Origin of the sequence: Enterococcus thailandicus, assembly GCF_001886265.1 — a bacterium.
In the GTDB taxonomy this organism is placed as follows: Bacteria; Bacillota; Bacilli; order Lactobacillales; family Enterococcaceae; genus Enterococcus_B; species Enterococcus_B thailandicus.
In genome coordinates this window covers 172,642-197,217 of the sequence record NZ_JXLE01000003.1, presented here as the reverse complement: position 1 = coordinate 197,217, position 24,576 = coordinate 172,642, and the positions used below count along the sequence as shown (strand labels likewise).

The window sequence follows — 24,576 nt, the reverse complement described above, 5'->3', positions numbered from 1 at the left end:
TTCATGGATTATCAACAAAAACGAAAAATTCAATTTTGGTTGAAAAAACCAATCTGGACCTATATTTTTTTAGGGATTCAAACAATTGTATTTGTATTGATGTACCTGTTTCCAGAGTTAAAAATAGAATCATTTGGCGGAATGTATGGTCCTTTCTTTGCATACTATCATGAGTGGTGGCGCTTGATTACGCCCATCTTTATTCATTTTGGTCTGATGCACTTTGCAGTTAACTCTGTAACACTTTACTTTATGGGTTCGCAAATCGAAACGATTTACGGACATTGGCGTTTCTTCCTCATTTATTTATTGAGTGGCGTAGCTGGTAATTTAGCTAGTTTTGCGTTGAACCAAGTAGGCGTGTTATCTGCAGGAGCGAGCACGTCCTTATTTGGGATGTTTGGTGCTTTTGTGATTTTAGGATTCCATTTTCGAAATAACCCTGCAATTACACAGATGGTGAGACAGTTCTCGTTATTTATCGTTTTAAGCTTAGTCTTTGGTGGATTTGATACATCGGTTGATATCTGGGGGCATGTTGGCGGAGTTCTCGGCGGACTACTGTTAGGAAATATCTTGGGTTTGCCCGAACAAAGTGGAAACTTTTCGATTCATCAACGAATTATTTCTGGAATGATTTTTATTTTTCTTTTAGTAATTTGTTTGTTAGTGGGTTTAAAAAAGTATGGTTTACTTGTATAATGTGAAGGAAGTGCTTTAACATGGAAAGCTTGTATGACGTACAACAGCTATTCAAAAAATTTGGCATCATCATCTATGTCGGCTCACGAATTTATGATATAGAGTTGATGACGATTGAATTAAGAACGTTATATGACAATCGCTTGATTGATCATGATACGTACATGACGGCATGGCGCATTCTGAAAAGAGAGCACCGAATAGAAGAAAGCCGAAAGAAAGGAAACGTGTAATGGACAAGAAAATTATTGGAATTGATTTAGGTGGAACAACTGCAAAATTTGCAATTATGACTCCAGAAGGTGAAATTCAACAAAAATGGAGTATTGATACCAATATTTTAGATGAGGGTGTACATATTGTCCCTGAAATCATTGAATCAATCAATCATCGTTTAAACTTATATAACATGAAAGTGGAAGACTTTATCGGTATTGGTATGGGAACTCCTGGAAGTGTCGATAGCGAAGCTGGAACCGTTATTGGCGCGTATAACTTGAACTGGACAGAACTACAACCAGTGAGAGAACAAATCCAAGTAGGTACTGGAATTAAGTTTGCAGTTGATAATGATGCCAATGTTGCTGCTCTAGGTGAACGCTGGAAAGGTGCTGGAGAAAATGATCCTGATGTTGTTTTCGTCACATTGGGAACTGGTGTTGGTGGCGGAATCGTTGCTGCTGGCAATCTTGTACATGGTGCTGCTGGCGCCGGTGGCGAAATTGGCCATATCACAGTTGATCCAAATGGTTTTGAATGTACATGTGGAAAACGTGGCTGTTTAGAAACTGTTTCAAGTGCAACGGGTGTGGTGCGTTTGGGCCGTTTCTTGGCGGAAGAATATGCAGGTGATTCAACACTTAAAGCAATGCTTGATAATGGCGAAGAAGTAACAAGTAAAGACATCTTCGAATTAGCAGAAGGCGGCGATCCCTTTGCATTGATGGTTGTGGATCGTGTTTGTTTCTACCTAGGATTAGCATGCGGAAACCTAGGAAATACATTGAATCCTTCAAGTATCGTTTTAGGCGGCGGCGTATCTGCAGCAGGCGAATTTTTGCGTAGTCGTGTGGAAAAATACTTTATGGAATTCACTTTCCCACAAGTAAGAGAATCAACAAAAATTAAATTAGCAGAGCTTGGTAATGAAGCAGGCGTCATTGGTGCTGCATCATTAGCCTTGAAATTTGCGTAAAGATGGAGGCAACTCATGTTTTTTTGGATTAATATTTTTTTGATCGCAATTATTCTGGCGATTGTATTTTGGGAAGCATACTTACGTATCATGGCAAAACGTTCAGCAAAAATGTTAGAAGAAGAAGAGTTTCGTGAAGGAATGCGTAAAGCGCAAATCATTGATGTCAGAGAAAAGGATGTTTTTGATGCTGGCCATATTTTAGGTGCACGAAATATTCCTTATACAGTATTAAAAAATTCTTTAGGCTCAATTCGTAAAGACCAACCTGTCTATATTTACGATCAAAGAAAAAGCTTGAGCATTCGAACAGCTAACAAATTACGTAAAGAAGGCTTTAAAGAACTTTATATTTTAAAAGGTGGCTATGATGGCTGGTCTGGTAAAATCAAAAGTAAAAAAGTTTAATTGACTATTTCTTAAAGGATCGAGAAACTAGCAGAAAGCTGGTTACTCGATCCTTTTTTATTTTTGTACTCTAGCGTGTTTTTCGCTAAAATAAAGAGTGAAAGGAAAGGAGCAAAGAACATGATTCAATTGAAGCGAGCTTATCAAAAAGCAGAAGAAACAGATGGTTTTCGGGTTCTGGTTGATCGTATTTGGCCAAGAGGTGTTTCTAAAGCAGAAGCAAAACTTGATTTATGGCTGAAAGAGGTTGCGCCAAGCACAGAGCTGAGAAAGTGGTACAATCATACCCCAGAAAAATTTCCTGAGTTCTCTGAACGTTATCAAAAAGAATTGTTAGATGAAGAAGTTCCTCACCAAGCTTTTCAAGAATTACTGGCCATTTGTCAAAAAGAAAAACAAGTGACACTTGTCTACGGTGCAAAAGATGAAACAGAAAATCAGGCAGTAGTGTTGAAAAAACGATTGGATCAACAACTAGCTGTTTAAAATAAAGAGAAGGTGTAAGATGCAGATTGGCATTATCGGAGCAGGTCCACGTGGCTTGAGTATGTTAGAAAGAATTTTGCGCAACAATCAAACGAATCAATCACTTCAAATTTACTTATTTGATGTAGTTGGTCCCGGTGGAAGAGTTTGGCGAGTGGATCAATCGACAGACCTATTAATGAACTCGGTTTCACAACAGGTAACATTGTTTACAGATGCAACGCTTTCGACTGATGGTGTTGTTTCTGCAGGTCCTAATCTTTATCAATGGGCAAAAAAAGAGGGCCCCTCTTTCGTTGAGGAACAATCATTGAACAAGCAATCTTTTTTTCTCGCAGAAATGGGGCAGTTAGGAAAAGATGAACATGCAACACGTTGCCTTTATGGTTTGTATCAGCAATGGTTTTTCACGGAACTCAAAAAGGAATATCCCAATGTGATTACTTTCGTTCCCGCACTTGTTGATAGTGTTTTACGAGTGGAGTCTGGTTTTTACTTAGCGACAGATGATACAACGTTTTTTGTGAATCAATTGGTGTTGGCAAGTGGCCATTGGGAAAATGAGTTGATGAATGAAGAAATTGATCTTGCTGATTATGCGCAGCAACATGATTTGTTTTATCAACCGCCAAGTAATCCAGCAGACGTTTTAGTTGCTGATATACCTGCTAATGAACCGATTCTTTTACGTGGATTAGGGTTAGCATTTTTTGACTATATTGGGTTATTGACAGTTGGACGTGGTGGACGTTTTGAAGAAAAAGAAAATCAGTTTATTTATCACCCTTCTGGAAACGAGCCAGTTATTTACGCGGGGTCACGTCGTGGGGTTCCCTATTATCCCCGTGGCAAGAACCAAAAACAGGGTGGCGCGATGGCTCGACTCAAGTTATTAACAACAGAAAATCTAAAAAAATGGCAGAGAAAAGGAGAATTGACTGGTAAAAGATTTTTTGACTTGTTCAAAAAAGAAGTAGAATTATTTTATTATCAAAAAACGATTGAGGAACAACAATTAGCAATCAATCCTGTTGAATTTGAGCAAGTGTTTTTGCTAGAGTCAACAGAAGAATGTTTGGCAAATTATCCGCAATTAGAACCATTTATTTGGTCATGGGACAGCTTGGAACATCCTCTTTCCGCTTTTCCTAATGATTTTGAAAAGGGGGTTCGTTCCTTTTTGGCATGGCAAATCAATGAGGCGGAAAAAGGAAATGACACAGGTGCATTTAGTTCAACTTTAGATGCAATCAAAGACTGGCGTGAACCAATTCGTGAAGCAATCGCATGGGATATTTTTTCAGTTGAAGAATATCGTGAGCAATTGTGGTCTTGGTTCACACCGCTGAATGCTTTTTTAACCATTGGTCCACCTTTGAGAAGAAGCAAAGAGCTTGCTGCGCTGATAGATGCCGATATTTTCCATATTACAAAACCGCCGTTTGAAATCAAACGAGCCAGAGGAAGATTTTGGATTGAAACAGAAAATAAGCAACTCAATAGTCGCTATTTGATTGAAGCTCATTTGCCGATTAATAGTGTGTTCTATTCAAAAAATCCAGTCATTCAAAGTCTGAATAAAAATGGTTTGATTCGTTCTTATCAAAAAACAGAAATTGACGAACATTATTTTTCAGGTGCGATTGATGTAAACCATGCAAATCAAGTTATAGGGGAAAATGGAAAAGTGATTCCCAATTTTTATTGTTATGGGATTCCAGTAGAAGGTGTCGATTGGTTGACGGCTGCTGTGGCACGTCCATACACAGATGCTTGGAATTTAAGGCAAGCAGATTCAATTGCTCGCCATTTGTTAACTAAACAAGAGAAAACAAACAAAAAAGACAGCTAAGATGAACAAGTCGTAAGCGACTTGGACATCTTAGATGTCCTTTTTTAAATAACTAATTAACGTGCAACGCGTTTACGCATCGCTTTTTTACGATTTTCTTCAATCATTGATTCTTTTTCATCGATTGGATCAATTACAGTTTTTTTTACTGAAGCGACAACACCTGCTACAGCAGCAACAGTTGCTAAGCTTCCGACTAATAATCCAGATACAAATTTTTTCATTAAAAACACCTCTTAATTGTTTGATACCTCTATTATGAAACAAAAACAGAAAAAAGGCTAGTTAGACGTTTATTTGGAAACCTTTACAAAAACGATTGAAAAAAATTACTAAATGTTTTATTATAAATTTACTAAATAAAATCATAGGAAAAGCTGGTGATTACTAAAAACTGTTTCGAAACTTCCGTGTTCTTTTGGTACAATGAAGGATGGATGATAAAAGAGCGTTAGTTATCAATAAAGGAGTGTTTAAATATGTCAATTTTAGTTTTAGGTGGTGCGGGGTACATCGGCTCACATGCAGTCGATCAATTAATCCAAAAAGGGTATGATGTTGCGGTTGTTGATAATCTATTAACAGGGCATCGTCAAGCCGTTCACCCAGATGCACGTTTTTATGAAGGAGATATTCGAGATAAAGCATTTTTACAAACGGTATTTGAAAAAGAAGCGATCGAAGGAGTCATTCATTTTGCTGCAAGTTCTTTAGTAGGTGAGTCAGTTGAAAAACCTTTAATGTACTTCAACAATAATGTTTATGGTATGCAAATCCTACTTGAAGTAATGCATGAATTTGATGTAAAACAAATTGTTTTCTCATCAACAGCAGCAACATACGGTGAACCCAAAATGTCACCAATTACAGAAGAAACACCAACTAATCCCAAAAATCCTTATGGGGAAAGTAAATTGATGATGGAAAAAATGATGAAGTGGTGTGACAATGCGTATGGAATGCGTTACGTGGCTCTTCGCTATTTCAATGTAGCAGGTGCAAAGGCTGATGCAAGCATTGGTGAAGACCATACACCTGAGACTCATTTAGTACCGATTATCTTACAAGTGGCATTAGGACAAAGAGAAGAATTAGCAGTTTATGGTGACGATTATGATACACCAGATGGGACTTGCGTTCGTGATTACGTTCAAGTAGAAGACCTGATTGCTGCACATATCAAAGCTTTAGAATATTTAAAAGCTGGAAATGAAAGTAATTTCTTTAATTTGGGAAGTAACAATGGTTATTCGGTCAAAGAAATGCTTGAAGCAGCTCGCGAAGTTACTGGAAAAGAAATTCCAGCAAAAATTGCACCTCGTCGTGCGGGTGATCCAAGTACATTAGTTGCTTCAAGTCAAAAGGCAAAAGAGATCTTAGGTTGGGAACCAGCATATACAGATGTTAAAGCAATTATTAAAACAGCTTGGGATTGGCATGTAAGTCATCCACATGGCTATGAAGAATAGGAGAATTGACAATGTCTATCAGTCAAACAATTTGTGACTTTGCAACGCTTTCGATTAGCTCCGGTGGCTTCATGGAAATGGATCGAATTTATCTTCAAAATCGATTATTAAGTTTGATAGGTGAAGAAGCGTTGACGGGAGAAGTCACACCACGTCCAGTAACAGTACCTGCAGTGGATTTGCTGGCAGAATTAGTCCAAGTAGCGAAAGACAATCAAGTCATTTCAGATTTGGCTGCAGAACAAGAAATGTTTGAAGCACAACTAATGGATTTTTTGACTCCGCCGCCGTCTGTTGTTAATGCTTTTTTTGCACAACACTATGCCAACTCGCCAGAAGAAGCAACAGAATATTTCTTCCAGTTGAGTCAGCAAAACGATTACATCAAAACGCGTTCAATTGCTAAAAATATCCAGTTTCCAGTACAAACTGCTTACGGAGACCTTGAAATTACAATCAACTTATCGAAACCCGAAAAAGATCCAAAGCAAATTGCTGCGGAACGAGAAGCAGTGAAAGTAGACTATCCAAAATGTTTGCTTTGTATGGAGAATGAAGGGTATCGAGGACGTTTAAATTACCCTGCGAGAACAAATCATCGGATTATTCGAATGAACCTAGATGGCGAAAGCTGGGGATTCCAATATTCACCTTATGCGTATTACAATGAGCATTCAATTATTTTGTCAGAAATTCATCGTCCGATGCAAATCAATCAAGATACTTTTCGCCGTTTGTTACGAATTACGGAGGTATTGCCTCATTATTTTGTGGGATCGAATGCCGATTTACCAATTGTAGGTGGTTCTATTTTATCTCACGATCATTACCAAGCTGGACGTCATGAATTTCCAATGGCGAAAGCACCAATGGAACGCTTAATCAAATTAACTGATTACCCACAAGTCATTGCAGGAATTGTGAAGTGGCCAATGTCAGTGATTCGCCTTCAATCACCAGACAAAGAACTCCTTGTAGATGCGGCAACAACCATTTTAGAAAAATGGCAAGGTTACTCGGATGCATCTGTCGAAGTTTTGGCGCATTCTGCCGATGGGACAGCGCATCACACGATTACTCCGATTGCGCGTCGGAAAGATGACTACTTTGAACTAGATTTAGTGTTGCGCGACAATAATGTATCTGAAGAACATCCAGATGGGATTTTCCACCCACATAAAGACGTTCAGCACATCAAAAAAGAAAACATTGGCTTGATTGAAGTGATGGGGTTAGCCGTGTTACCTCCACGATTAAAAATGGAACTTGAAGAAGTGGAAAAATATTTGTTAAACGAAGAAAACCACTTAGCTGATTATCATCGTGAATGGGCAGACGAGTTGCGGGCAGCTCACACAATCACAGCAGATCACGTAACTGAAATTGTGCAGGAAGCTGTTGGTCAAGTGTTCTTACGTGTGTTAGAAGATGCAGGTGTGTTTAAGCGGACAGAAGAAGGACAAGCGGCATTTGCTCGCTTTACTGATTATTTATAATTGATCCAGTGAGGAAGGAGGAAACATCATGGCAACAATTAAAGATATCGCGCAGCTAGCAGGTGTTTCTCCTGCGACTGTTTCAAGAGTATTGAATTATGATTCGGAACTTTCCGTAGGCTTAGCAACTAAACAGAAAGTTTTCGAGGCAGCCGAACAGTTAAACTATACGAAACATAAAAAAAACCTTCCAGCTAATCAAGCAACTTTGCGATTGATTCAATGGCATAATGAAAGTGAAGAGCTCGAAGATTTATATTATTTAGCCATTCGTCTTGGGATTGAGAAGAAAGCGGAAGAGTTGAATGTTGATTTGCTAAAGGAAACTTGGGATTCCATTAGCGAACGTGAAGTTGACGGAACGATTGCTGTCGGAAAATTCGACTTGCAACAACTGGCAGAGTTAGAAAAATCTCAACCAAAATTACTTTTAGTTGATTCTGATGGGACCGCAGTTGGCATTGACTCATTAACTGTCGATTTTTTTTCAAGTGTCCAAAAAGTTGTTGATTACTTTTTGTCATTAAATGCTAAAAAAATCGCAATGTTAACGGGGAAAGAATATACAAAAAAAAATCGGCAATTGTTGAATGATCCAAGAAGACTTGCTTTTGAACAAATCATGGTTAGTGAGCAACAAGAACCCTTTGCCATAATCGAAGCTGATTTTTCGGTTGAGGCAGGTTACTCAGCAATCAAACAATTTTTAGCCGAAACAAGTGAAAAGCCAGATGCTCTATTTGCAGCAAACGATGCATTAGCAATTGGTGCATTAAAAGCGATTCAAGAGAGTGGCTATCGTGTGCCTAAGGATATTGCAGTTATCGGATTTAATGACAGCAGCGTAGCTAAATATGTGACACCTGCATTATCAACGATAAAAGTTTACACTGAATGGTTAGGGGAGATTGCTGTTGAAACGATTTTACAATTGATCCAGACAGAAGCTCCCGTTCCAAGAAAAATCGTTGTTGGTACAGACTTGATTGTGCGAGAATCAGCGTAACAATCAAGTGAAATGATACCGATCAAAACTAGCGGAATTTTTGTAAGAACCTACTTATCAAGCAATGCTTGTATCAGACGACATTGCTTGTGGTTCTTATGAGGCTGCGCTAGTTTTTTTGTTGTTATCTCAGATTAGGTTTCCGCTAAAAATGTGCTACAATAAGAAACGATAGTTAATGGAAAGGAATCAAAACATGATTACATTAGGAATTGATACAGCAAACCAAACTTTGGCTATAGGTGTCGTGGAGAACGATGTAGTTCTTGGACAAATTCAAACGAACATCAAACGAAACCATAGCATTACGTTGATGCCAGCAATTGATCAATTATTTGCAGATCTACAATTGGAGCCATCAGCGATTGATCGTATCGCAGTTTCTGACGGACCAGGTTCATATACTGGTCTAAGAATAGGCGTGACGACTGCGAAAACTTTAGCCTATACACTAAAGAAAGAATTGGTAGGTATCTCTAGTTTGAAAACAGTCGCAGCTAACTGTGTGAATGTGGAAGGTGTGATTGTGCCACTCTTTGATGCGAGACGTAAAAATGTTTATGCGGGCGCCTATCAATGGAAAGAAAATCAGCTAGAAACATTGATTGAAGACAAGCATTCCTCATTAGTCGATCTACTCACAGAATTAAAAACACTTGAACAATCAATTTATTTTGTTGGTAGTGATTGCCAAAAATTTGAAACAGAATTAAACGAAGCTTTACCAGAAGTAACAATCAATTTGATTCCTCAATGGGATATCCCAAATGGAACTGTGCTGGCAAATTTAGGAGAACAAGCTGTCCCTGTCTCTGATGTTCAAGCATTCTTACCACGGTATTTGAAAAAGGTAGAAGCTGAAGAAAAATGGCTAGAAACTCATACGCCTGGAGCCGAAAGCTATGTTGAAAAAATTTAAGCAATTAACGAAACATTTGTTCCGAGAATCGTCTTTTTATCCTGCTAAAGAGCTAGAAGTAAATCAAGATACCTATCAAATACGCCAATTGACGACAGCAGACATCAAAGATTTGTTGACAGTCGAGCGAGAAGTTTACCTTGGTGAACTACCTTGGACGCGGAGTGCATTTTTATCTGAATTTCGTTCTCCTTTGGTTCATTTGTATCTGGGCGTCTTTATTAATGAGGAATTAGTGGGATTTATCGGTTCACGAATCATTGGAACAGATTGTCATATTACAAATATCGCCTTGATGTCTCGCTATCAGCGAAAAAGCATTGGCTCGTTCTTAATTGACGAAATAGAAAAGTTTGCTATAATGAATCGCTGTGAGACTCTTTCGTTAGAAGTTCGCGTAGGCAATCGTGATGCGCAAAAGTTGTACCGAAAGCTGGGCTTTCAATCAAGAACCATCAAAAAAGGGTATTATACTGAAAACAATGAAGATGCCTTAGATATGGTAAAAATTTTAGAAAAAGAGTGAAGAATGTTGATTTATCAAAAAACAGCATTTGATTACAATGACTTGGCAGAAAAACTTTGGTTGATTAGTAATCAGGCATATACACACGGTTCACCATGGACAAAAACACAATTTTTAACAGATTTACAGCAACCTCATACAGATTATTTGATAGCGATTGAAGCAAACGAAATCGTTGGCTTCTTAGGTTTTAGCCGTGTGGTTGATGAAGTTGAAATTACCAATATTGCAGTAAATTTAACCTCACAAGGAAAAGGTCATGCACGACAATTACTGAAAGCATTAATTCAGCAAGAAAAAGCAAATGATGTGTTTCAAGTTTTTCTAGAAGTTCGTAAATCAAATGAACGGGCAAAATGTCTGTATGAATCAGAAAAATTTCGAGTATTGGGTATTCGTAAATCTTATTACCAACAACCGGTAGAAGATGCCTTTATTATGAGTACCAAGTTAAAGACGGAGACGATGAAATGAATAGAGAATTGATTCTTGCGATTGAATCAAGTTGTGACGAAACAAGTGTTGCTGTTGTAGAAAATGGCACGAAAATCTTGTCGAATATTGTCGCATCACAAATAAATAGTCATAAACGATTTGGTGGCGTTGTACCAGAAGTTGCTAGTAGACACCACGTAGAACAAATCACACTTTGTATAGATGAAGCTTTGGCTGAAGCGGAGGTAACAGTAGCTGAACTTTCAGCGGTCGCAGTTACTTACGGACCAGGATTAGTTGGTTCTTTATTAATTGGTATTTCTGCTGCTAAAGCATTTGCATGGGCAAATAACTTACCTTTGGTCCCCGTTAATCACATGGCAGGTCATATCTATGCTGCACGCTTTGTTAAACCGTTTGAATTTCCGCTAATCGCCTTGCTAGTTAGTGGTGGGCATACGGAACTGGTTTATATGCAAGAAGATGGTTCTTATGAAATTATTGGGGAAACACGGGATGATGCAGCTGGTGAAGCGTATGATAAAGTTGGACGCGTCCTCGGGTTAAGTTATCCAAGTGGAAAAGAAATTGATGAATTAGCGCATCATGGAAAAGATAATTATCATTTTCCAAGGGCGATGATCCATGAAGCAAACTATGATTTTAGTTTTAGTGGATTGAAAAGTGCGTTCATCAACTTAGTTCATAATGCAGAACAGCGTGGGGAAGAGCTAGATAAAAATGACTTAGCGGCTAGCTTTCAAGCAAGTGTTGTTGAAGTGCTAGTGATCAAAACATTACGAGCATGTAAAGAATTTCCAGTGAAACAATTAGTTGTTGCTGGGGGCGTTGCTGCTAATCAAGGGCTTCGTGAAGGATTAGCGACAGCTTTAGCGAAAGAATTGCCAGAAGTTGAATTGATTATCCCACCACTGCGTTTATGTGGGGATAATGCAGCGATGATTGGGGCAGCAGCCCATGTTGAACGGCAAAAGGGAACCGCTGCTGATTTGCAATTGAATGCAAATCCTAGCTTGGTTTTGTAAAAACGGCTTGCTAGGTAAAGAAGAGTTTGTAGAGGAAATGCCCAGCTCGAATAAATAAGGATAAATTACCAGAAATTGTTTCTCGAATTTTTGAGTAAGTTGGACTTATTTTGAAGAAGTTATTTCTTGAACACAGAGGATAAGCCTATGGCGCAAAACGTTTAGCTTTAAGTAATAAGGAATCTTTTCTAAAAACAGCTTTCCATATTTTTGTGAAAAGAGGACTTATTACTGAAGAAGTTTCTTTGAAAATACCGCTTATTAGAAAAAAGGAGATGCGACATTTTGTCGCATCTCCTTTTTTCTTTTACTCATTAGCATCTCGCAATGCAGGAGTTACAGCTGTTTTGCAAAAGGTAAATTGTTTTTTTCGATAATCAAGTAACCCGCTGTCACGTAATTGTTTGATGACTTGTCCAGCAGTTTCTCTGGTAGTTCCGCTATTAACAGCTAGCTCTTTTAAAGTGATTGGGTAGGGGATACAAATGTGTCCATCTTCTGTTGGAACACCAAGTTCTTCTTTTAAAATAAATAAATTTTGCTTCACTCGATCAAAGGCGCTGGAAGTTAATCCAATTTGAATTCGTAATTCGTGCATCTCGACAACTTTTGAAATTTTATGGATAAGTGCAATCAATTGTTCAGAATTATTTCGCGCAAGTTTTTCATAAAAGCTAACAGGCAAGTAAAAGGTATCAATATCCGTCATTGCTTGTGCGGTGTAAGCGTAAGCTTGTGCTTCAAAAATTCCCGCCATAGGAAATAATGTGTTTGCATTTACATAGTCATAATAGTAATAAGTGGCACTTTCATCATAGCGTTCAAGACGAACGAGTCCTTTCGTTAAAATATAAAAGCGTTGACGCTCGTCGCCTTCATCAAAAAGGATTTGGCCCTTTTTGTAGGAACGAAGGACGGTATGTTCCTTAATCAATTGAAATTCTTCGTCAGTAAAATGCATGAAGTCTGGTTGGTATCTTAACTTGGAAAAATGGTAATCAATTTTAGTTATTCGCATGTCAAACCTCTCTCCTTATTTCTTCACTACTACTATTGTCCCGTTTTTCACTTGATTTGTAAAGATAAAGAAATAACGATAATTATAAGCAGTTTTGGTAGAGTGAAAAAATTTTTTGTTATTAAAGAAAAAATATTCATTAATAATCAGCTTAAATGAATATTAGGCGATTTGTTTATAATATATTGCATAAAAAATGCAATTAATACATAAGTAAACGCTAACAACGCTATTAATTCAATAATTTTTTTATATTCAGAAATATTTTTTTCATGAATAAATATTTTTTTTCGAGTGTTTTTGTCTGTAAAGAATGAATAAAACTTAATAAAATGAAGAAAAACGTTTAATTATTTAATAACGGAATATTAACGTGAAGAATCTCTCGTTTTGAATGCAAAGAAATTATGAAAAGGGTTACAAAATGACGGTATTCTATACATGTAATCAAAACGAAGGAGGCAACACAACATGGATAAACCAATTCACGTTTTCTCTGAAATAGGGAAGTTAAAAACCGTTTTATTAAAACGGCCTGGACAGGAAGTTGAAAACTTGACACCAGATATTATGGACCGTCTATTATTTGATGACATTCCGTATCTTCCGATTGCTCAAGAGGAACATGACTTATTTGCTAAGACGTTACAAAATGAAGGCGTTGAAACACTTTATTTAGAAAAACTCGCTGCAGAAGCAATTGATGCAGGCAATGTGAAAGAGCAATTCCTAAACAAAATGTTAGACGAATCGCACATTGCATCAAATGCTGTGAGAGATGGTCTTCATGAGTTCCTTCTATCAATGGAAACACAAGAAATGGTAGATAAAATTATGGCAGGTGTTCGTACGAAAGACATCGAAGTTCGTTCAAACAGTTTGTACGACTTGTCAGCAGACGATGAATATCCATTCTACATGGATCCAATGCCAAACCTATACTTTACAAGAGATCCATCCGCATCAATCGGAAATGGGATGACTGTAAACCGTATGACTTTTGAAGCACGTCGTCGTGAGTCAATGTTCACGGAATATATTTTGAACCATCACCCACGCTTTGCAAATAAAGGTGTTGAAGTTTGGTTAGATCGTGATACTACTGAACACATTGAAGGCGGAGATGAATTAGTCTTAAGTGATAAAGTTGTCGCAGTAGGGATTTCACAAAGAACCAACGCGAAAGCTTTGGAAACAATGGCACGTCGCTTATTTGCTAAAAATTCAGGATTTGAAAAAGTGCTAGCAATCAAGATTCCGAATAATCGTGCCATGATGCATTTGGATACAGTGTTTACCATGGTTGACTATGATAAATTCACAATTCATCCAGCTATTCAAAGTAAAAACGGAAAAATCGATGTCTTTACAATCGTTCCAGATGGTGATGACATCAAGATCACTCATTCTGATGATCTACATGCAACATTGAAAGATGCTTTAGGATTAGATGATCTAGTCTTGATCCCAACTGGTAATGGCGATGCAATCGTTGCTCCACGTGAACAATGGAATGATGGCTCAAATACTTTAGCTATTGCACCAGGTGTGGTTGTCACTTATAACCGTAACTATGTATCAAATGAATTACTAAGAAGCTACGGCATCAAAGTGTTGGAAATCAATTCAAGTGAATTGTCTCGTGGCCGTGGTGGTCCACGTTGCATGAGCCAACCGCTTGTACGTGAAGATTTGAAATAAGTTTGAGTATTCCAGCGACGGTCCTACTCTACTGTCAGCTGTCGCTGGAATTTCCTCTTAAATCAATGAAATTCCGTCTTAAATTATAAAAACAAACTAAAGGAGAATGTTTTATTATGAAAGAATCAGTATTTCAAGGAAGAAGCTTATTAGCAGAAAAAGATTTTACTAAAGAAGAGTTACAATATTTAATTGATTTCTCTCAACATTTAAAAGATTTGAAAAAACGTGGAATTCCACATCATTATTTAGAAGGCAAAAACATTGCCTTATTATTTGAAAAAACTTCTACACGTACACGTGCAGCTTTTACAACTGCAGCTGTTGACTTAGGCGCTCATCCAGAATACTTAGGTGCAAATGATATTCAATTAGGTAAAAAAGAATCAACAGAAGATACAGCTAAAGTCTTGGGTAGTATGTTTGACGGTATTGAATTCCGTGGCTTCAGCCAAAAAATGGTTGAAGAACTTGCTGAATTCTCAGGTGTTCCAGTTTGGAATGGTTTAACTGACGAATGGCATCCAACACAAATGATCGCCGATTTCTTAACCATCCAAGAAAACTTCGGAAAAGTTGAAGGAATCACTGTTGCTTACTGTGGTGATGGCCGTAACAACATGGCAAACTCATTATTAGTAACTGGTGCTATTTTAGGAACAAATATGCGTATCGTTGCACCAAAAGAACTACAACCAGAAGAAGAAATCGTGAAATTAGCAGAAGGCTTTGCAGCTAAATCAGGTGCAAAACTAATGATTACTGACGATGTTGATAAAGGTGTTGACGGCGTTGACGTACTTTATTCAGACGTATGGGTATCAATGGGTGAAGAAGACAAATTTGAAGAACGTATCAAATTGTTGAAACCTTATCAAATCAACATGGAAATGGTTGAAAAAACACATAACACAGATCGCTTGATCTTCTTGCATTGCTTACCAGCATTCCATGACACAAACACTGTGTATGGTGAACAAATGAAAGAACGCTTCGGTATTACTGAAATGGAAGTAACTGATGAAGTCTTCCGCAGCAAATATGCACGTCAATTTGAACAAGCTGAAAACCGTATGCACTCAATTAAAGCAATTATGGCTGCAACATTAGGCAACTTGTTTATCCCTCGCGTTTAATAAACCACATTCATCTCATGTACAAAACGAGGCAGAGGACGCAAGTACTTGCTGCCTCGTTTTGTCATTGATTAACATTGTCTGAAGAAAGGGCGAATAATATGGCAAATCGAAAAGTTGTTGTCGCTTTAGGCGGTAACGCAATTTTATCAACTGATGCAAGTGCAAAAGCACAACAAGAAGCATTGATGGAAACAGCAAAATACTTAGTAAAATTTATTGAACAAGGTGACGAGTTGATTATTTCTCATGGGAATGGTCCACAAGTCGGTAACTTATTGATCCAACAACAAGCAGCTGATTCTGAAAAAACACCAGCGATGCCATTAGACACTTGTGTTGCAATGACTGAAGGTTCTATTGGTTATTGGTTACAAAATGCAATGGGTGAAGTATTGAAACAAAAAGGAATTGATAAAGATGTTGTATCTTTAGTCACGCAAGTTATCGTAGATGAAAACGATCCTTCTTTCAAAAACCCAACAAAACCAATTGGTCCGTTCTATTCAGAAGAGGAAGCTACTGCACAAATGAAAGCAGATTCAAACGTGACGTTTAAGGAAGATGCTGGTCGTGGTTGGCGTAAAGTAGTTGCTTCGCCAAAACCAATTTCAATCAAAGAAGCACGTGTAATTGAAGCATTGGTTGATCAAGGCGTAGTTACTGTTTCTGTTGGTGGCGGTGGTATTCCGGTAGTTGAAACAGCCACTGGTTTAGAAGGTCGCGAAGCGGTAATCGATAAAGACTTTGCTTCAGAAAAATTGGCAGAAATCATTGATGCCGATTTATTGATTGTTTTAACTGGTGTGGACAATGTTTATGTGAACTATCAAAAACCGGACCAAAAGAAATTGGAAACTGTAACTATTTCAGAAATGAAACAATATATCAGTGAAGATCAATTTGCTCCTGGTAGCATGCTGCCAAAAGTTGAAGCAGCTATTCAATTTGTAGAAGCTCGACCAAATGCAAAAGCAATCATCACTTCTTTAGAAAACATTGAAAACTTACTAGCTTCTGAAGAAGGAACGATTGTTGTTGCTGATTAATTTGTTAAGTCTTTCGTGTAAACGAAATGATTTATAGCTATTCTTGCCCAGGTGGAGTTTCTTCTCCTTTAGACCATCTGGGCAGTTTTTTTTATAAAGGAGCTAGCCAGAAATGTTTTTTTCTGCTATAATTCAAAGCAGTTTAATACTTTTATGATTTGTTGAACAAGAGAGTACTTGTGCTGATTCTTGCTGAGCGAGTTCGGATGATTGGTGGGAGCCGAATGAAGAAGACACAACGAAGCGCACTTGGAGAATTTCTGTCTTTGAGTTAATCAAAGCGGACGGTCATCTACCGATAGCAGATTGAGTAGGTCTTGATGTATAAGACAACTGGAGTGGTACCGCGGGTAATCTCGTCTCTAGTAATCACAGTGATTGTGATTGCTAGAGACTTTTTTTATTGTCTTCAACAATCATGGAAAATTTAGGAGGAACTTAGATGAATAACAAAGACTTAGTTGCAAAAGCCGTTTATGATGTAGTGAAAGACGACTTGACACTTGAACAAGTACAACAATTATTAGAAAATCCAAAATCAGCGGATCATGGTGACGTCGCTTTTCCAGCTTTTTCATTGGCGAAAATCTACCGTAAAGCACCACAACAGATTGCAGCAGATTTAGCTGAAAAAATTGCACCAGAAAACTTTGAAAAAATTGAAGTTGTTGGACCTTATTTAAACTTCTTTATGAACAAAGAAGCAATCAGTCAAGCTGTACTTGAAGCAGTAGTTGAACAACAAGCACATTATGGTGATAGCACAATTGGCAATCAAGGTACAGTACCAATCGACATGTCCTCACCAAATATTGCAAAACCAATCTCAATGGGACATCTACGTTCAACAGTTATTGGAAACTCCATTGGGTTTATTTTAGAAAAAATTGGGTATCAACCCATTCGAATCAATCACTTAGGTGACTGGGGAACTCAATTTGGTAAATTGATCGTTGCCTATAAAAAGTGGGGGTCAGAAGAAGCAGTCAAAGCTGAGCCAATCAATGAATTATTGCGTCTTTACGTGAAGTTCCATGAAGTAGCTGAAACTGAGCCAGAATTAAATGATGAAGCACGTTCATGGTTTAAACGCTTAGAAGAAGGCGACACAGAAGCTATTGAATTATGGCAATGGTTCCGTGATGAATCAATGAAAGAATTCAATAAAATCTATGATTTATTAGAAGTTCGTTTTGATTCATTGAACGGTGAGGCATTCTATAACGATAAGATGGACGAAGTCGTTGAACTTTTAGAAGAAAAACACCTATTAAAAGAAGACAAAGGTGCAGAAATCGTTGATTTAGCTAGTTACGATTTAAATCCTGCTTTGATCAAAAAATCAGATGGCGCGACACTGTATATCACTCGTGACTTAGCTGCGGCACTTTACCGCAAACGTACGTATGATTTTGCCCAATCACTATATGTTGTTGGGAATGAACAAAGTTATCACTTCAAACAATTAAAAGCTGTCTTGAAAGAACTTGGTTTTGACTGGTCAGATGAAATGCACCACATCCCATTTGGCTTGATTACTCAAGGTGGTAAAAAATTATCAACACGTAAAGGGAAAATCGTTTTACTTGAAGAAGTATTAAACGAAGCAATCGATTCTGCAAAAGAACAAATCAGTGAAAAAAATCCAGACTTGGAAAACAAAGACATTGTTGCCAAACAAGTTGGGGTTGGTGCAGTAATTTTCCATGATTTGAAAAATGATCGTTTGAATACATTTGACTTCAACTTAGAAGAGGTTGTACGTTTCGAAGGTGAAACAGGTCCGTACGTTCAATACACACATGCTCGTGCAATGAGCTTGCTAGAAAAAGCAAACTTTGTTCCATCAGCTGATGCACATTATGCACTAAATGATGATAGCAGTTGGGAAGTAATCAAGTTGGTTCAAAAATATCCAGAAACTGTTTTATCTGCTGGTGAAAAATATGAGCCTTCAATTATTGCAAAACATGCAATCAAATTAGCTCAAGCATTTAACAAATACTATGCACATACAAAGATTTTGGCTGATGATGGTCAAAAAGAATCTCGTTTAGCATTAGTTTATGCAGTAGCTGTTCTATTAAAAGAAGATTTACGTTTACTTGGTTTACACGCACCAGACAAAATGTAATTGAAACGGATTCCGTTTAGTTAAAGACAAAAATAAAAAGCAGCAGACTCAAATGAAAAGTTTGAAGTCTGTTGCTTTTTTTATTTTATAGTTATCAATGTAATAAGTGCTCTTTAAAATACAGTTCAATTTTTTTTGCATCTTCTTCTGATTCAGAAAGGACGATGACCGTGTCAAATCCGGCAATCGTGCTGAGCATGTGTGGTGGCTTGATATCATCTAAAATGGAAGCAAATAAATGCGCATTGTCTGGTAAAGTACCGATAATTGTCAAAAAGTGGACACGTTCGACTTTTAGTACGATTTCTTCAATCATCCGAATTAAGCGTTGTTCTTCTTCATTTTTTGTTTCGTCATCGTCTTCACCATGAAATAAAACAAAACGGGGAAGACCATCAGCATCAGGTACCTTAACGATTTTCAAATCACGGATGTCGCGAGAAATTGTTGCTTGCGTTGCAGTTACCTGATAGTCACCTAATCTAGTTAATAAATCTTCTTGTGTTCGAATGGGAAACTCTTCAATAATTTGTTTAATCAATAAATGTCGGTCGGCTTTTCGCATCGTTTTCTCCTTTACAAAAGATTTCATCCGTATCATAACAAAAAAAGTTAAAATTGCCCACCCGCATTTTCTTTTTTGAATCAAAAGAGTTAGAGAAGATGGAGAACAGAAAATTCAAGTGAAAATAAGAATTTTACTTGAAAAAAACAAATTGTTCCGTTAAACTAATGAATGTTGAGCAGAAAACTCTTTTTCTTATTGCTATAGGTAAAATTTATCTGTATAATAACTAAGGATGCTTTTTGCATCAATAAATCCACATTTTTGTTGGATTGTCAGTAGGTGCTTGCAAAAGTTTGCTGGCAAGTTTGAAGACAAGAAGAGGAAAATAAAAAACCTAATTGGAGGAAACACAAAATGGCAGTAATTTCTATGAAACAATTACTAGAAGCCGGCGTACACTTTGGTCACCAAACACGTCGCTGGAACCCAAAAATGAAGAAATATATCTTCACAGAAAGAAACGGTATCTACATTATTGACTTACAAAAAACAGTTAAATTAGTAGATGCAGCTTATGACTACATGAAAAACGTTGCTGAAGAAGGCGGCGTAGCATTATTCGTAGGTACTAAAAAACAAGCACAAGAAGCAATCAAAGAAGAAGCAACTCGTGCAGGTCAATACTTTGTAAACCACCGTTGGTTAGGTGGAACTTTAACTAACTGGGATACAATCCAAAAACGTATTAGCCGCTTGAAACAAATCAATGCAATGGAAGCTGATGGAACTTTTGAAGTTCTACCTAAAAAAGAAGTTGCTGGTTTGAACAAAGAGCGCGAACGTCTTGAAAAATTCTTAGGTGGTATCGCTGATATGCCAAGAATCCCAGATGTAATGTACATCGTTGACCCTCGTAAAGAACGTATTGCTGTTCAAGAAGCTCATAAATTAAATATCCCAATCGTAGCTATGGTTGATACAAACTGCGATCCAGATGAAATCGACGTAGTAATCCCTTCAAACGACGATGCAATTCGTGCCGTTAAATTGATCACTTCAAAAATGGCTGATGCATTTATCGAAGGAAACCAAGGTGAAGACCAAGTGGTTGAAGAAGATTTTGTAGCAGAAAACAATGCAACATCAATCGAAGAAATCGTTGATGTCGTTGAAGGCGACAACTCTTCAGCAGAATAATTTTTGAATGATGGAGCTGTTTCAAAGGCTAGGCGACAAGCCTCACTCTCCTTTGAAACAGCTTTTTTTAAAGAAAAACACTACTTAGGAGGACTATAAAATGGCAGACGTTACAGCTAAAATGGTAAAAGAACTACGCGACATGACTGGCGTAGGTATGATGGATGCGAAAAAAGCATTAGTAGAAGTAGAAGGCGATATTGAAAAAGCAGTTGATCTTTTACGCGAAAAAGGAATGGCTAAAGCAGCTAAGAAAAATGACCGTATTGCAGCTGAAGGTTTAGCAGCAGTTGCTGTTAAAGGGAACACTGCAGCAATCGTTGAAGTTAACTCAGAAACTGACTTCGTTTCTAAAAATGAAATGTTCCAAGACTTAGTAAAAGAAATTGCAGAATTAGTTGCTGAACACAAACCAGCTGACATGGAAGCTGCAATGCAAATCAAAACTGAAAAAGGCACAATTGAATCTGAATTAATCGAAGCTACACAAGTTATCGGTGAAAAAATCAGCTTCCGTCGTTTTGAAGTAGTTGAAAAAGAAGATAACGCTGCATTCGGTGGTTACTTACACATGGGTGGACGTATCGCTGTATTGACAGTTTTAGATGGCACAACTGATGATTCAGTTGCTCGTGACGTTGCTATGCACGTTGCTGCTATCAATCCTCGTTATGTAAACGAATCACAAATTCCTGCTGAAGAATTAGAACATGAAAAAACTGTTCTAACTGAACAAGCATTAAACGAAGGTAAACCTGCTAACATCGTTGACAAAATGGTGGAAGGCCGCTTGAAGAAATTCAAAGCAGAAATCGCTTTGGTTGACCAACCTTTCGTTAAAGATCCTGACATGACTGTTGAAAAATTTGTAGCTTCTAAAGGCGCAACTGTTCAATCATTTGTTCGTTTTGAAGTTGGCGAAGGTATCGAAAAACGTGAAGATAACTTTGTAGAAGAAGTTATGAGCCAAGTGAAAAAATAATTCTGTTGAATAACAGATGGGAACGCACACTATTGTGCGCTCCCTTTTTTTAGGCAAATGCCAAAAAATGTAAGCATTTAATGGCTAAATCAACTAATTATGGTAAAATGGCAATAGAAAACATTGGAGGAATGAACATGGTCACACCAAAATATCAACGTGTAGTCTTAAAATTAAGTGGTGAAGCTTTAGCTGGAGATGAAGGATTTGGGATTAAACCTCCAGTCATTAAAGAAATTATTCAAGAAATCAAAGAAGTCCACGAGTTAGGCGTTGAAATGGCAATCGTTGTAGGAGGCGGAAACATCTGGCGCGGACAAACGGGTGCTCAAATGGGTATGGAACGTGCACAAGCTGATTACATGGGCATGTTAGCGACTGTTATGAACGCTTTAGCCTTACAAGATACATTAGAAAACGTTGGTGTACCGACACGTGTACAAACTTCGATCGAAATGCGTCAAATCGCAGAACCATACATTCGTCGTAAAGCAGAACGTCATTTAGAAAAAGGCAGAATTGTTATTTTTGCTGGTGGTACAGGTAATCCTTACTTCTCAACAGACACAACAGCAGCGTTGCGCGCAGCTGAAATTGGTGCTGATGTTATTTTAATGGCTAAAAACAATGTAGACGGTGTTTATTCTGCAGATCCAAAAATTGATGCAAATGCAGTTAAGTTTGAAGAACTAACTCACTTGGAAGTTATTGCTAAAGGATTGCAAGTAATGGATTCAACAGCAAGCTCATTAAGTATGGATAATGATATCCCATTAGTTGTCTTCAATCTAAATGAACATGGAAATATTCGCCGAGCAATTTTAGGTGAAAATATTGGAACTACCGTAAGGGGGAAATAAAAATGGCAGATGCAATTATGGCAGAAGCAAAAGAGAGAATGGAAAAAGCAGCGCAAAGTTTACAACGTGAACTTGGACAAATCCGTGCTGGACGCGCGAATGCAAGTTTATTAGACCGAATCACAGTTAATTACTACGGTGCACCAACACCATTGAACCAAATGGCATCAATCCAAATTCCAGAAGCACGTGTATTGATGATCACGCCTTTTGATAAAAGTATTCTTCAAGATGTGGAGAAGGCAATCATGGCAAGTGATATCGGTATCAGCCCAACGAATGATGGAAATGTTATCCGTTTAGTTATTCCACAATTAACGGAAGAACGTCGTAAAGAATTAGCGAAAGATGTAAAAAAAGAGTCTGAAAATGCAAAAATCGCTATTCGTAATATTCGTCGTGATGCAATGGATGCATACAAAAAACAACAAAAAAATGGTGACATTACGGAAGATGACTTGCGCGGACTAGAAAAAGATGTTCAAGCTTTGACTGATGACAGCATTAAAGAACTAGATAAAATCGCTGGCGAAAAAGAAAAAGAATTATTAGAAGTTTAATCTTCCCGGCTTTTTAAAAAGGAGTAGCAAAATCAGTACTGATTTTGCTACTCCTTTTTTGGTGGAAACTTAAAAATTTTCAAAAAAACAAACAAATTTTTTGGAAAAAATCATGATTTCATAGGAAATACAAAGAGATATTGCTATAATGTGTAAGATAGTGGGAATTTTTAAGCATAGGAGGAAAAAGAATGTTACGTTTTTTTCCGCAAAAAAACAAGTATATTCAAGAAAAAAGTGAGTTTCAATTTAACTCCGAGGGAAAGATTCCTCAACACGTTGCCATCATTATGGATGGCAACGGTCGTTGGGCACAAAATCGCCGATTACCTCGAGTTGCAGGACACAAAGAAGGCATGGAAACTGTAAAAAAAGTAACAAAAGTAGCATCAGGTTTAGGTGTGAAAGTATTGACTCTTTATGCGTTTTCGACTGAAAACTGGAAACGACCAAAAGATGAGGTCAACTTTTTGATGCAGTTGCCTGTTGATTTTTTCGACACATTCGTACCAGAACTTATCAAGGAGAATGTAAAAGTTCACGTAATGGGTTACGAAAACGTACTACCAAGTCACACGCAAGATGCTGTCCGCCGAGCAATTGAACAGACAAAAGAAAACACTGGAATGGTGTTGAATTTTGCGTTGAATTATGGAAGCCGAGCGGAAATCGTGACGGCAGTAAAAGAGATTGCGGCTGAAATCAGTAATCAAGAATTAGCTGTTGAAGCAATTGACGAAGAAAAAATTGCTGATCACTTGATGACAGGTTTCTTGCCGAATGAACTTCGTGATCCTGAACTAGTTATTCGGACGAGCGGGGAAGAAAGAATCAGTAATTTCTTGTTATGGCAAATTGCTTATAGTGAGCTTTATTTTACAAAAGCATTATGGCCAGATTTTGATGGCAATCATTTGAAGGAAGCAATTGCTTCTTATCAAAATCGTGACCGTCGCTTTGGCGGTGTTAAAAAATTGGATAAAAATGAGGAGGATCAATCATGAGACAACGAGTGATCACAGCTGTCGTAGCTTTAATCTTGTTCATTCCAATCATTTGGGTTGGTGGCATGGCTGTTGAGTTGTTAGGGGCGTTACTAGCGGTTGTAGGTGTCTACGAACTGTTTCGCATGAAAGGATTAACGCTATTAAGTTTTGAGGGAATCTTATCAGCAATAGGTGCAGTTTTTCTGGTGTTGCCAAAAGAACGTTGGTTTTTCTTTTTACCAGAAAATACAAATACATTTACGCTTTTTTATTTTGTTGTAATGATTTTATTGGGAACAAGTGTTGTATCAAAAAATACGTATACCATTGATGAAGCTGGATTTCCAGTTGTCGTAAGTTTGTATGTGGGTATGGGATTCCAGAATTTCGTGAATGCGCGAACGGAAGGCTTAGTTGTGTTATTATTTGGGCTATTCATTGTCTGGGCAACAGATATCGGTGCCTATATGTTTGGTCGTCGCTTTGGTCAACATAAACTGATCCCAGCAATTTCACCAAATAAAACAATTGAAGGAGCTTTGGGTGGTATCGCAAGTGCAATCGTTGTGGCATTGATTTATCTCTTGTTATTCCCAGGTAAGGAATACTTCAATTATGGAACACTAGTAATGTTGTTGTTAACAATTGTCTTCTCAATTGTTGGACAATTTGGTGATTTAGTTGAATCAGCAATCAAACGTCATTACGATGTAAAAGATTCTGGAAATATTTTACCAGGTCACGGTGGAATTTTAGACCGTTTCGATAGTCTATTATTTGTATTTCCTATCATGCAATTATTTGGTGTGATTTAAAAAGTTTGTGAGAAGAAGTACTCAGCTTCAATAAATAAACTGTCGGAAATTCTTTTCTAAATTTTTGAGAAATTTAGACTTATTTTAAAG

26 protein-coding genes are annotated in these 24,576 nt (G+C 37.6%); 23 read left to right on the top strand and 3 right to left on the bottom strand.

Features of this window, described 5'->3' with window-relative positions; genetic code table 11:
* Positions 1 to 3 precede the first annotated feature (3 nt).
* From RV17_RS03440 to RV17_RS03415, 6 genes are all read left to right on the top strand, one after another.
* Entirely contained in the window at positions 4 to 702 is a 699-nt protein-coding gene (locus tag RV17_RS03440; RefSeq protein WP_071868524.1) for a rhomboid family intramembrane serine protease, read from the top strand.
* A gap of 20 nt (positions 703 to 722) precedes the next feature.
* Positions 723 to 935, top strand: a complete 213-nt coding sequence (locus RV17_RS03435; RefSeq protein WP_067484177.1) for a YqgQ family protein — start codon at positions 723 to 725, stop codon at positions 933 to 935.
* A complete protein-coding gene (locus RV17_RS03430) occupies positions 935 to 1,897 on the top strand; it encodes an ROK family glucokinase (RefSeq protein ID WP_071868523.1) in 963 nt (320 codons plus the stop codon). The genes RV17_RS03435 and RV17_RS03430 overlap by 1 nt, the downstream gene beginning before the upstream one ends.
* Positions 1,898 to 1,912: 15 nt before the next feature.
* Positions 1,913 to 2,305 (top strand): rhodanese-like domain-containing protein, encoded by a 393-nt coding sequence (locus tag RV17_RS03425; protein WP_067484181.1) that lies wholly within the window; start codon positions 1,913 to 1,915, stop codon positions 2,303 to 2,305.
* 120 nt (positions 2,306 to 2,425) lie between these two features.
* On the top strand, positions 2,426 to 2,791 hold the full coding sequence (locus RV17_RS03420) for a DUF488 domain-containing protein (protein WP_067484182.1): 366 nt from the start codon (positions 2,426 to 2,428) through the stop codon (positions 2,789 to 2,791).
* Positions 2,792 to 2,810: 19 nt separating this feature from the next.
* Positions 2,811 to 4,643 carry an FAD/NAD(P)-binding protein gene (locus RV17_RS03415; protein WP_071868522.1) on the top strand — a complete coding sequence of 611 codons (1,833 nt, stop codon included), beginning with the start codon at positions 2,811 to 2,813 and terminating at the stop codon, positions 4,641 to 4,643.
* Between the two features lie 56 nt (positions 4,644 to 4,699).
* Here RV17_RS03415 and RV17_RS03410 read toward each other — a convergent pair whose 3' ends face one another.
* The gene (locus RV17_RS03410) at positions 4,700 to 4,867 is read right to left on the bottom strand and encodes a DUF3042 family protein (RefSeq protein ID WP_067484184.1); all 168 of its coding nucleotides are present in this window, start codon (positions 4,865 to 4,867) and stop codon (positions 4,700 to 4,702) included.
* Between the two features lie 255 nt (positions 4,868 to 5,122).
* Here RV17_RS03410 and galE point away from each other — a divergent pair, with 255 nt between their 5' ends.
* The 7 genes from galE to tsaD all read left to right on the top strand — a co-directional run bounded on the left by galE (position 5,123) and on the right by tsaD (position 11,540).
* Positions 5,123 to 6,112, top strand: coding sequence for a UDP-glucose 4-epimerase GalE (gene galE, locus RV17_RS03405; RefSeq protein WP_071868521.1), 990 nt, complete (start codon positions 5,123 to 5,125; stop codon positions 6,110 to 6,112).
* Positions 6,113 to 6,123: 11 nt separating this feature from the next.
* The gene (gene galT, locus RV17_RS03400) at positions 6,124 to 7,608 is read left to right on the top strand and encodes a UDP-glucose--hexose-1-phosphate uridylyltransferase (RefSeq protein WP_071868520.1); all 1,485 of its coding nucleotides are present in this window, start codon (positions 6,124 to 6,126) and stop codon (positions 7,606 to 7,608) included.
* Positions 7,609 to 7,636: 28 nt separating this feature from the next.
* Positions 7,637 to 8,614 carry a LacI family DNA-binding transcriptional regulator gene (locus RV17_RS03395; protein ID WP_067484187.1) on the top strand — a complete coding sequence of 326 codons (978 nt, stop codon included), beginning with the start codon at positions 7,637 to 7,639 and terminating at the stop codon, positions 8,612 to 8,614.
* A gap of 196 nt (positions 8,615 to 8,810) precedes the next feature.
* A complete protein-coding gene (gene tsaB / locus RV17_RS03390; RefSeq protein WP_071868519.1) occupies positions 8,811 to 9,533 on the top strand; it encodes a tRNA (adenosine(37)-N6)-threonylcarbamoyltransferase complex dimerization subunit type 1 TsaB in 723 nt (240 codons plus the stop codon).
* Positions 9,517 to 10,059 carry a ribosomal protein S18-alanine N-acetyltransferase gene (gene rimI / locus RV17_RS03385; protein ID WP_067484191.1) on the top strand — a complete coding sequence of 181 codons (543 nt, stop codon included), beginning with the start codon at positions 9,517 to 9,519 and terminating at the stop codon, positions 10,057 to 10,059. Before tsaB ends, rimI (RV17_RS03385) begins: the two co-directional genes overlap by 17 nt.
* Before the next feature lie 6 nt (positions 10,060 to 10,065).
* Complete coding sequence (rimI, locus tag RV17_RS03380; RefSeq protein WP_071868537.1) at positions 10,066 to 10,533, top strand: ribosomal protein S18-alanine N-acetyltransferase; 468 nt, start codon at positions 10,066 to 10,068, stop codon at positions 10,531 to 10,533.
* The gene (tsaD, locus tag RV17_RS03375) at positions 10,530 to 11,540 is read left to right on the top strand and encodes a tRNA (adenosine(37)-N6)-threonylcarbamoyltransferase complex transferase subunit TsaD (protein WP_071868518.1); all 1,011 of its coding nucleotides are present in this window, start codon (positions 10,530 to 10,532) and stop codon (positions 11,538 to 11,540) included. The genes rimI (RV17_RS03380) and tsaD overlap by 4 nt, the downstream gene beginning before the upstream one ends.
* Before the next feature lie 307 nt (positions 11,541 to 11,847).
* Here the strand turns inward: tsaD and RV17_RS03370 are convergent, their stop codons facing one another.
* A complete protein-coding gene (locus RV17_RS03370) occupies positions 11,848 to 12,558 on the bottom strand; it encodes a Crp/Fnr family transcriptional regulator (protein WP_067484195.1) in 711 nt (236 codons plus the stop codon).
* A gap of 471 nt (positions 12,559 to 13,029) precedes the next feature.
* Between RV17_RS03370 and arcA the strand changes: the two genes are divergently transcribed.
* The 4 genes from arcA (at position 13,030) to argS (ending at position 18,578) form a co-directional block, all read left to right on the top strand.
* Positions 13,030 to 14,259: an arginine deiminase gene (gene arcA, locus RV17_RS03365; protein WP_067484197.1), complete on the top strand. Its 1,230-nt coding sequence runs from the start codon at positions 13,030 to 13,032 to the stop codon at positions 14,257 to 14,259.
* Positions 14,260 to 14,375: 116 nt separating this feature from the next.
* Positions 14,376 to 15,395, top strand: coding sequence for an ornithine carbamoyltransferase (gene argF, locus RV17_RS03360; protein ID WP_067484199.1), 1,020 nt, complete (start codon positions 14,376 to 14,378; stop codon positions 15,393 to 15,395).
* 101 nt (positions 15,396 to 15,496) lie between these two features.
* Positions 15,497 to 16,444, top strand: coding sequence for a carbamate kinase (arcC, locus tag RV17_RS03355; protein ID WP_067484201.1), 948 nt, complete (start codon positions 15,497 to 15,499; stop codon positions 16,442 to 16,444).
* 442 nt (positions 16,445 to 16,886) lie between these two features.
* Complete coding sequence (gene argS / locus RV17_RS03350; protein ID WP_067484203.1) at positions 16,887 to 18,578, top strand: arginine--tRNA ligase; 1,692 nt, start codon at positions 16,887 to 16,889, stop codon at positions 18,576 to 18,578.
* A 94-nt stretch (positions 18,579 to 18,672) separates the two neighbouring features.
* Here argS and RV17_RS03345 read toward each other — a convergent pair whose 3' ends face one another.
* Entirely contained in the window at positions 18,673 to 19,143 is a 471-nt protein-coding gene (locus tag RV17_RS03345) for an arginine repressor (RefSeq protein WP_067484205.1), read from the bottom strand.
* A 357-nt stretch (positions 19,144 to 19,500) separates the two neighbouring features.
* On the opposite strand from RV17_RS03345, the gene rpsB reads away from it, so the two are divergent.
* The 6 genes from rpsB (at position 19,501) to RV17_RS03315 (ending at position 24,486) form a co-directional block, all read left to right on the top strand.
* A complete protein-coding gene (gene rpsB / locus RV17_RS03340; RefSeq protein ID WP_067484207.1) occupies positions 19,501 to 20,283 on the top strand; it encodes a 30S ribosomal protein S2 in 783 nt (260 codons plus the stop codon).
* 100 nt (positions 20,284 to 20,383) lie between these two features.
* Positions 20,384 to 21,265, top strand: coding sequence for a translation elongation factor Ts (gene tsf / locus RV17_RS03335; RefSeq protein ID WP_067484209.1), 882 nt, complete (start codon positions 20,384 to 20,386; stop codon positions 21,263 to 21,265).
* 137 nt (positions 21,266 to 21,402) lie between these two features.
* Positions 21,403 to 22,125, top strand: coding sequence for a UMP kinase (pyrH, locus tag RV17_RS03330; RefSeq protein ID WP_067484211.1), 723 nt, complete (start codon positions 21,403 to 21,405; stop codon positions 22,123 to 22,125).
* Positions 22,126 to 22,127: 2 nt separating this feature from the next.
* Positions 22,128 to 22,685, top strand: coding sequence for a ribosome recycling factor (gene frr / locus RV17_RS03325; protein WP_067484213.1), 558 nt, complete (start codon positions 22,128 to 22,130; stop codon positions 22,683 to 22,685).
* A gap of 191 nt (positions 22,686 to 22,876) precedes the next feature.
* Positions 22,877 to 23,689 (top strand): undecaprenyl pyrophosphate synthase, encoded by an 813-nt coding sequence (gene uppS / locus RV17_RS03320; protein ID WP_071868517.1) that lies wholly within the window; start codon positions 22,877 to 22,879, stop codon positions 23,687 to 23,689.
* Positions 23,686 to 24,486 carry a phosphatidate cytidylyltransferase gene (locus RV17_RS03315; RefSeq protein ID WP_067484217.1) on the top strand — a complete coding sequence of 267 codons (801 nt, stop codon included), beginning with the start codon at positions 23,686 to 23,688 and terminating at the stop codon, positions 24,484 to 24,486. Before uppS ends, RV17_RS03315 begins: the two co-directional genes overlap by 4 nt.
* Positions 24,487 to 24,576: the final 90 nt, after the last annotated feature.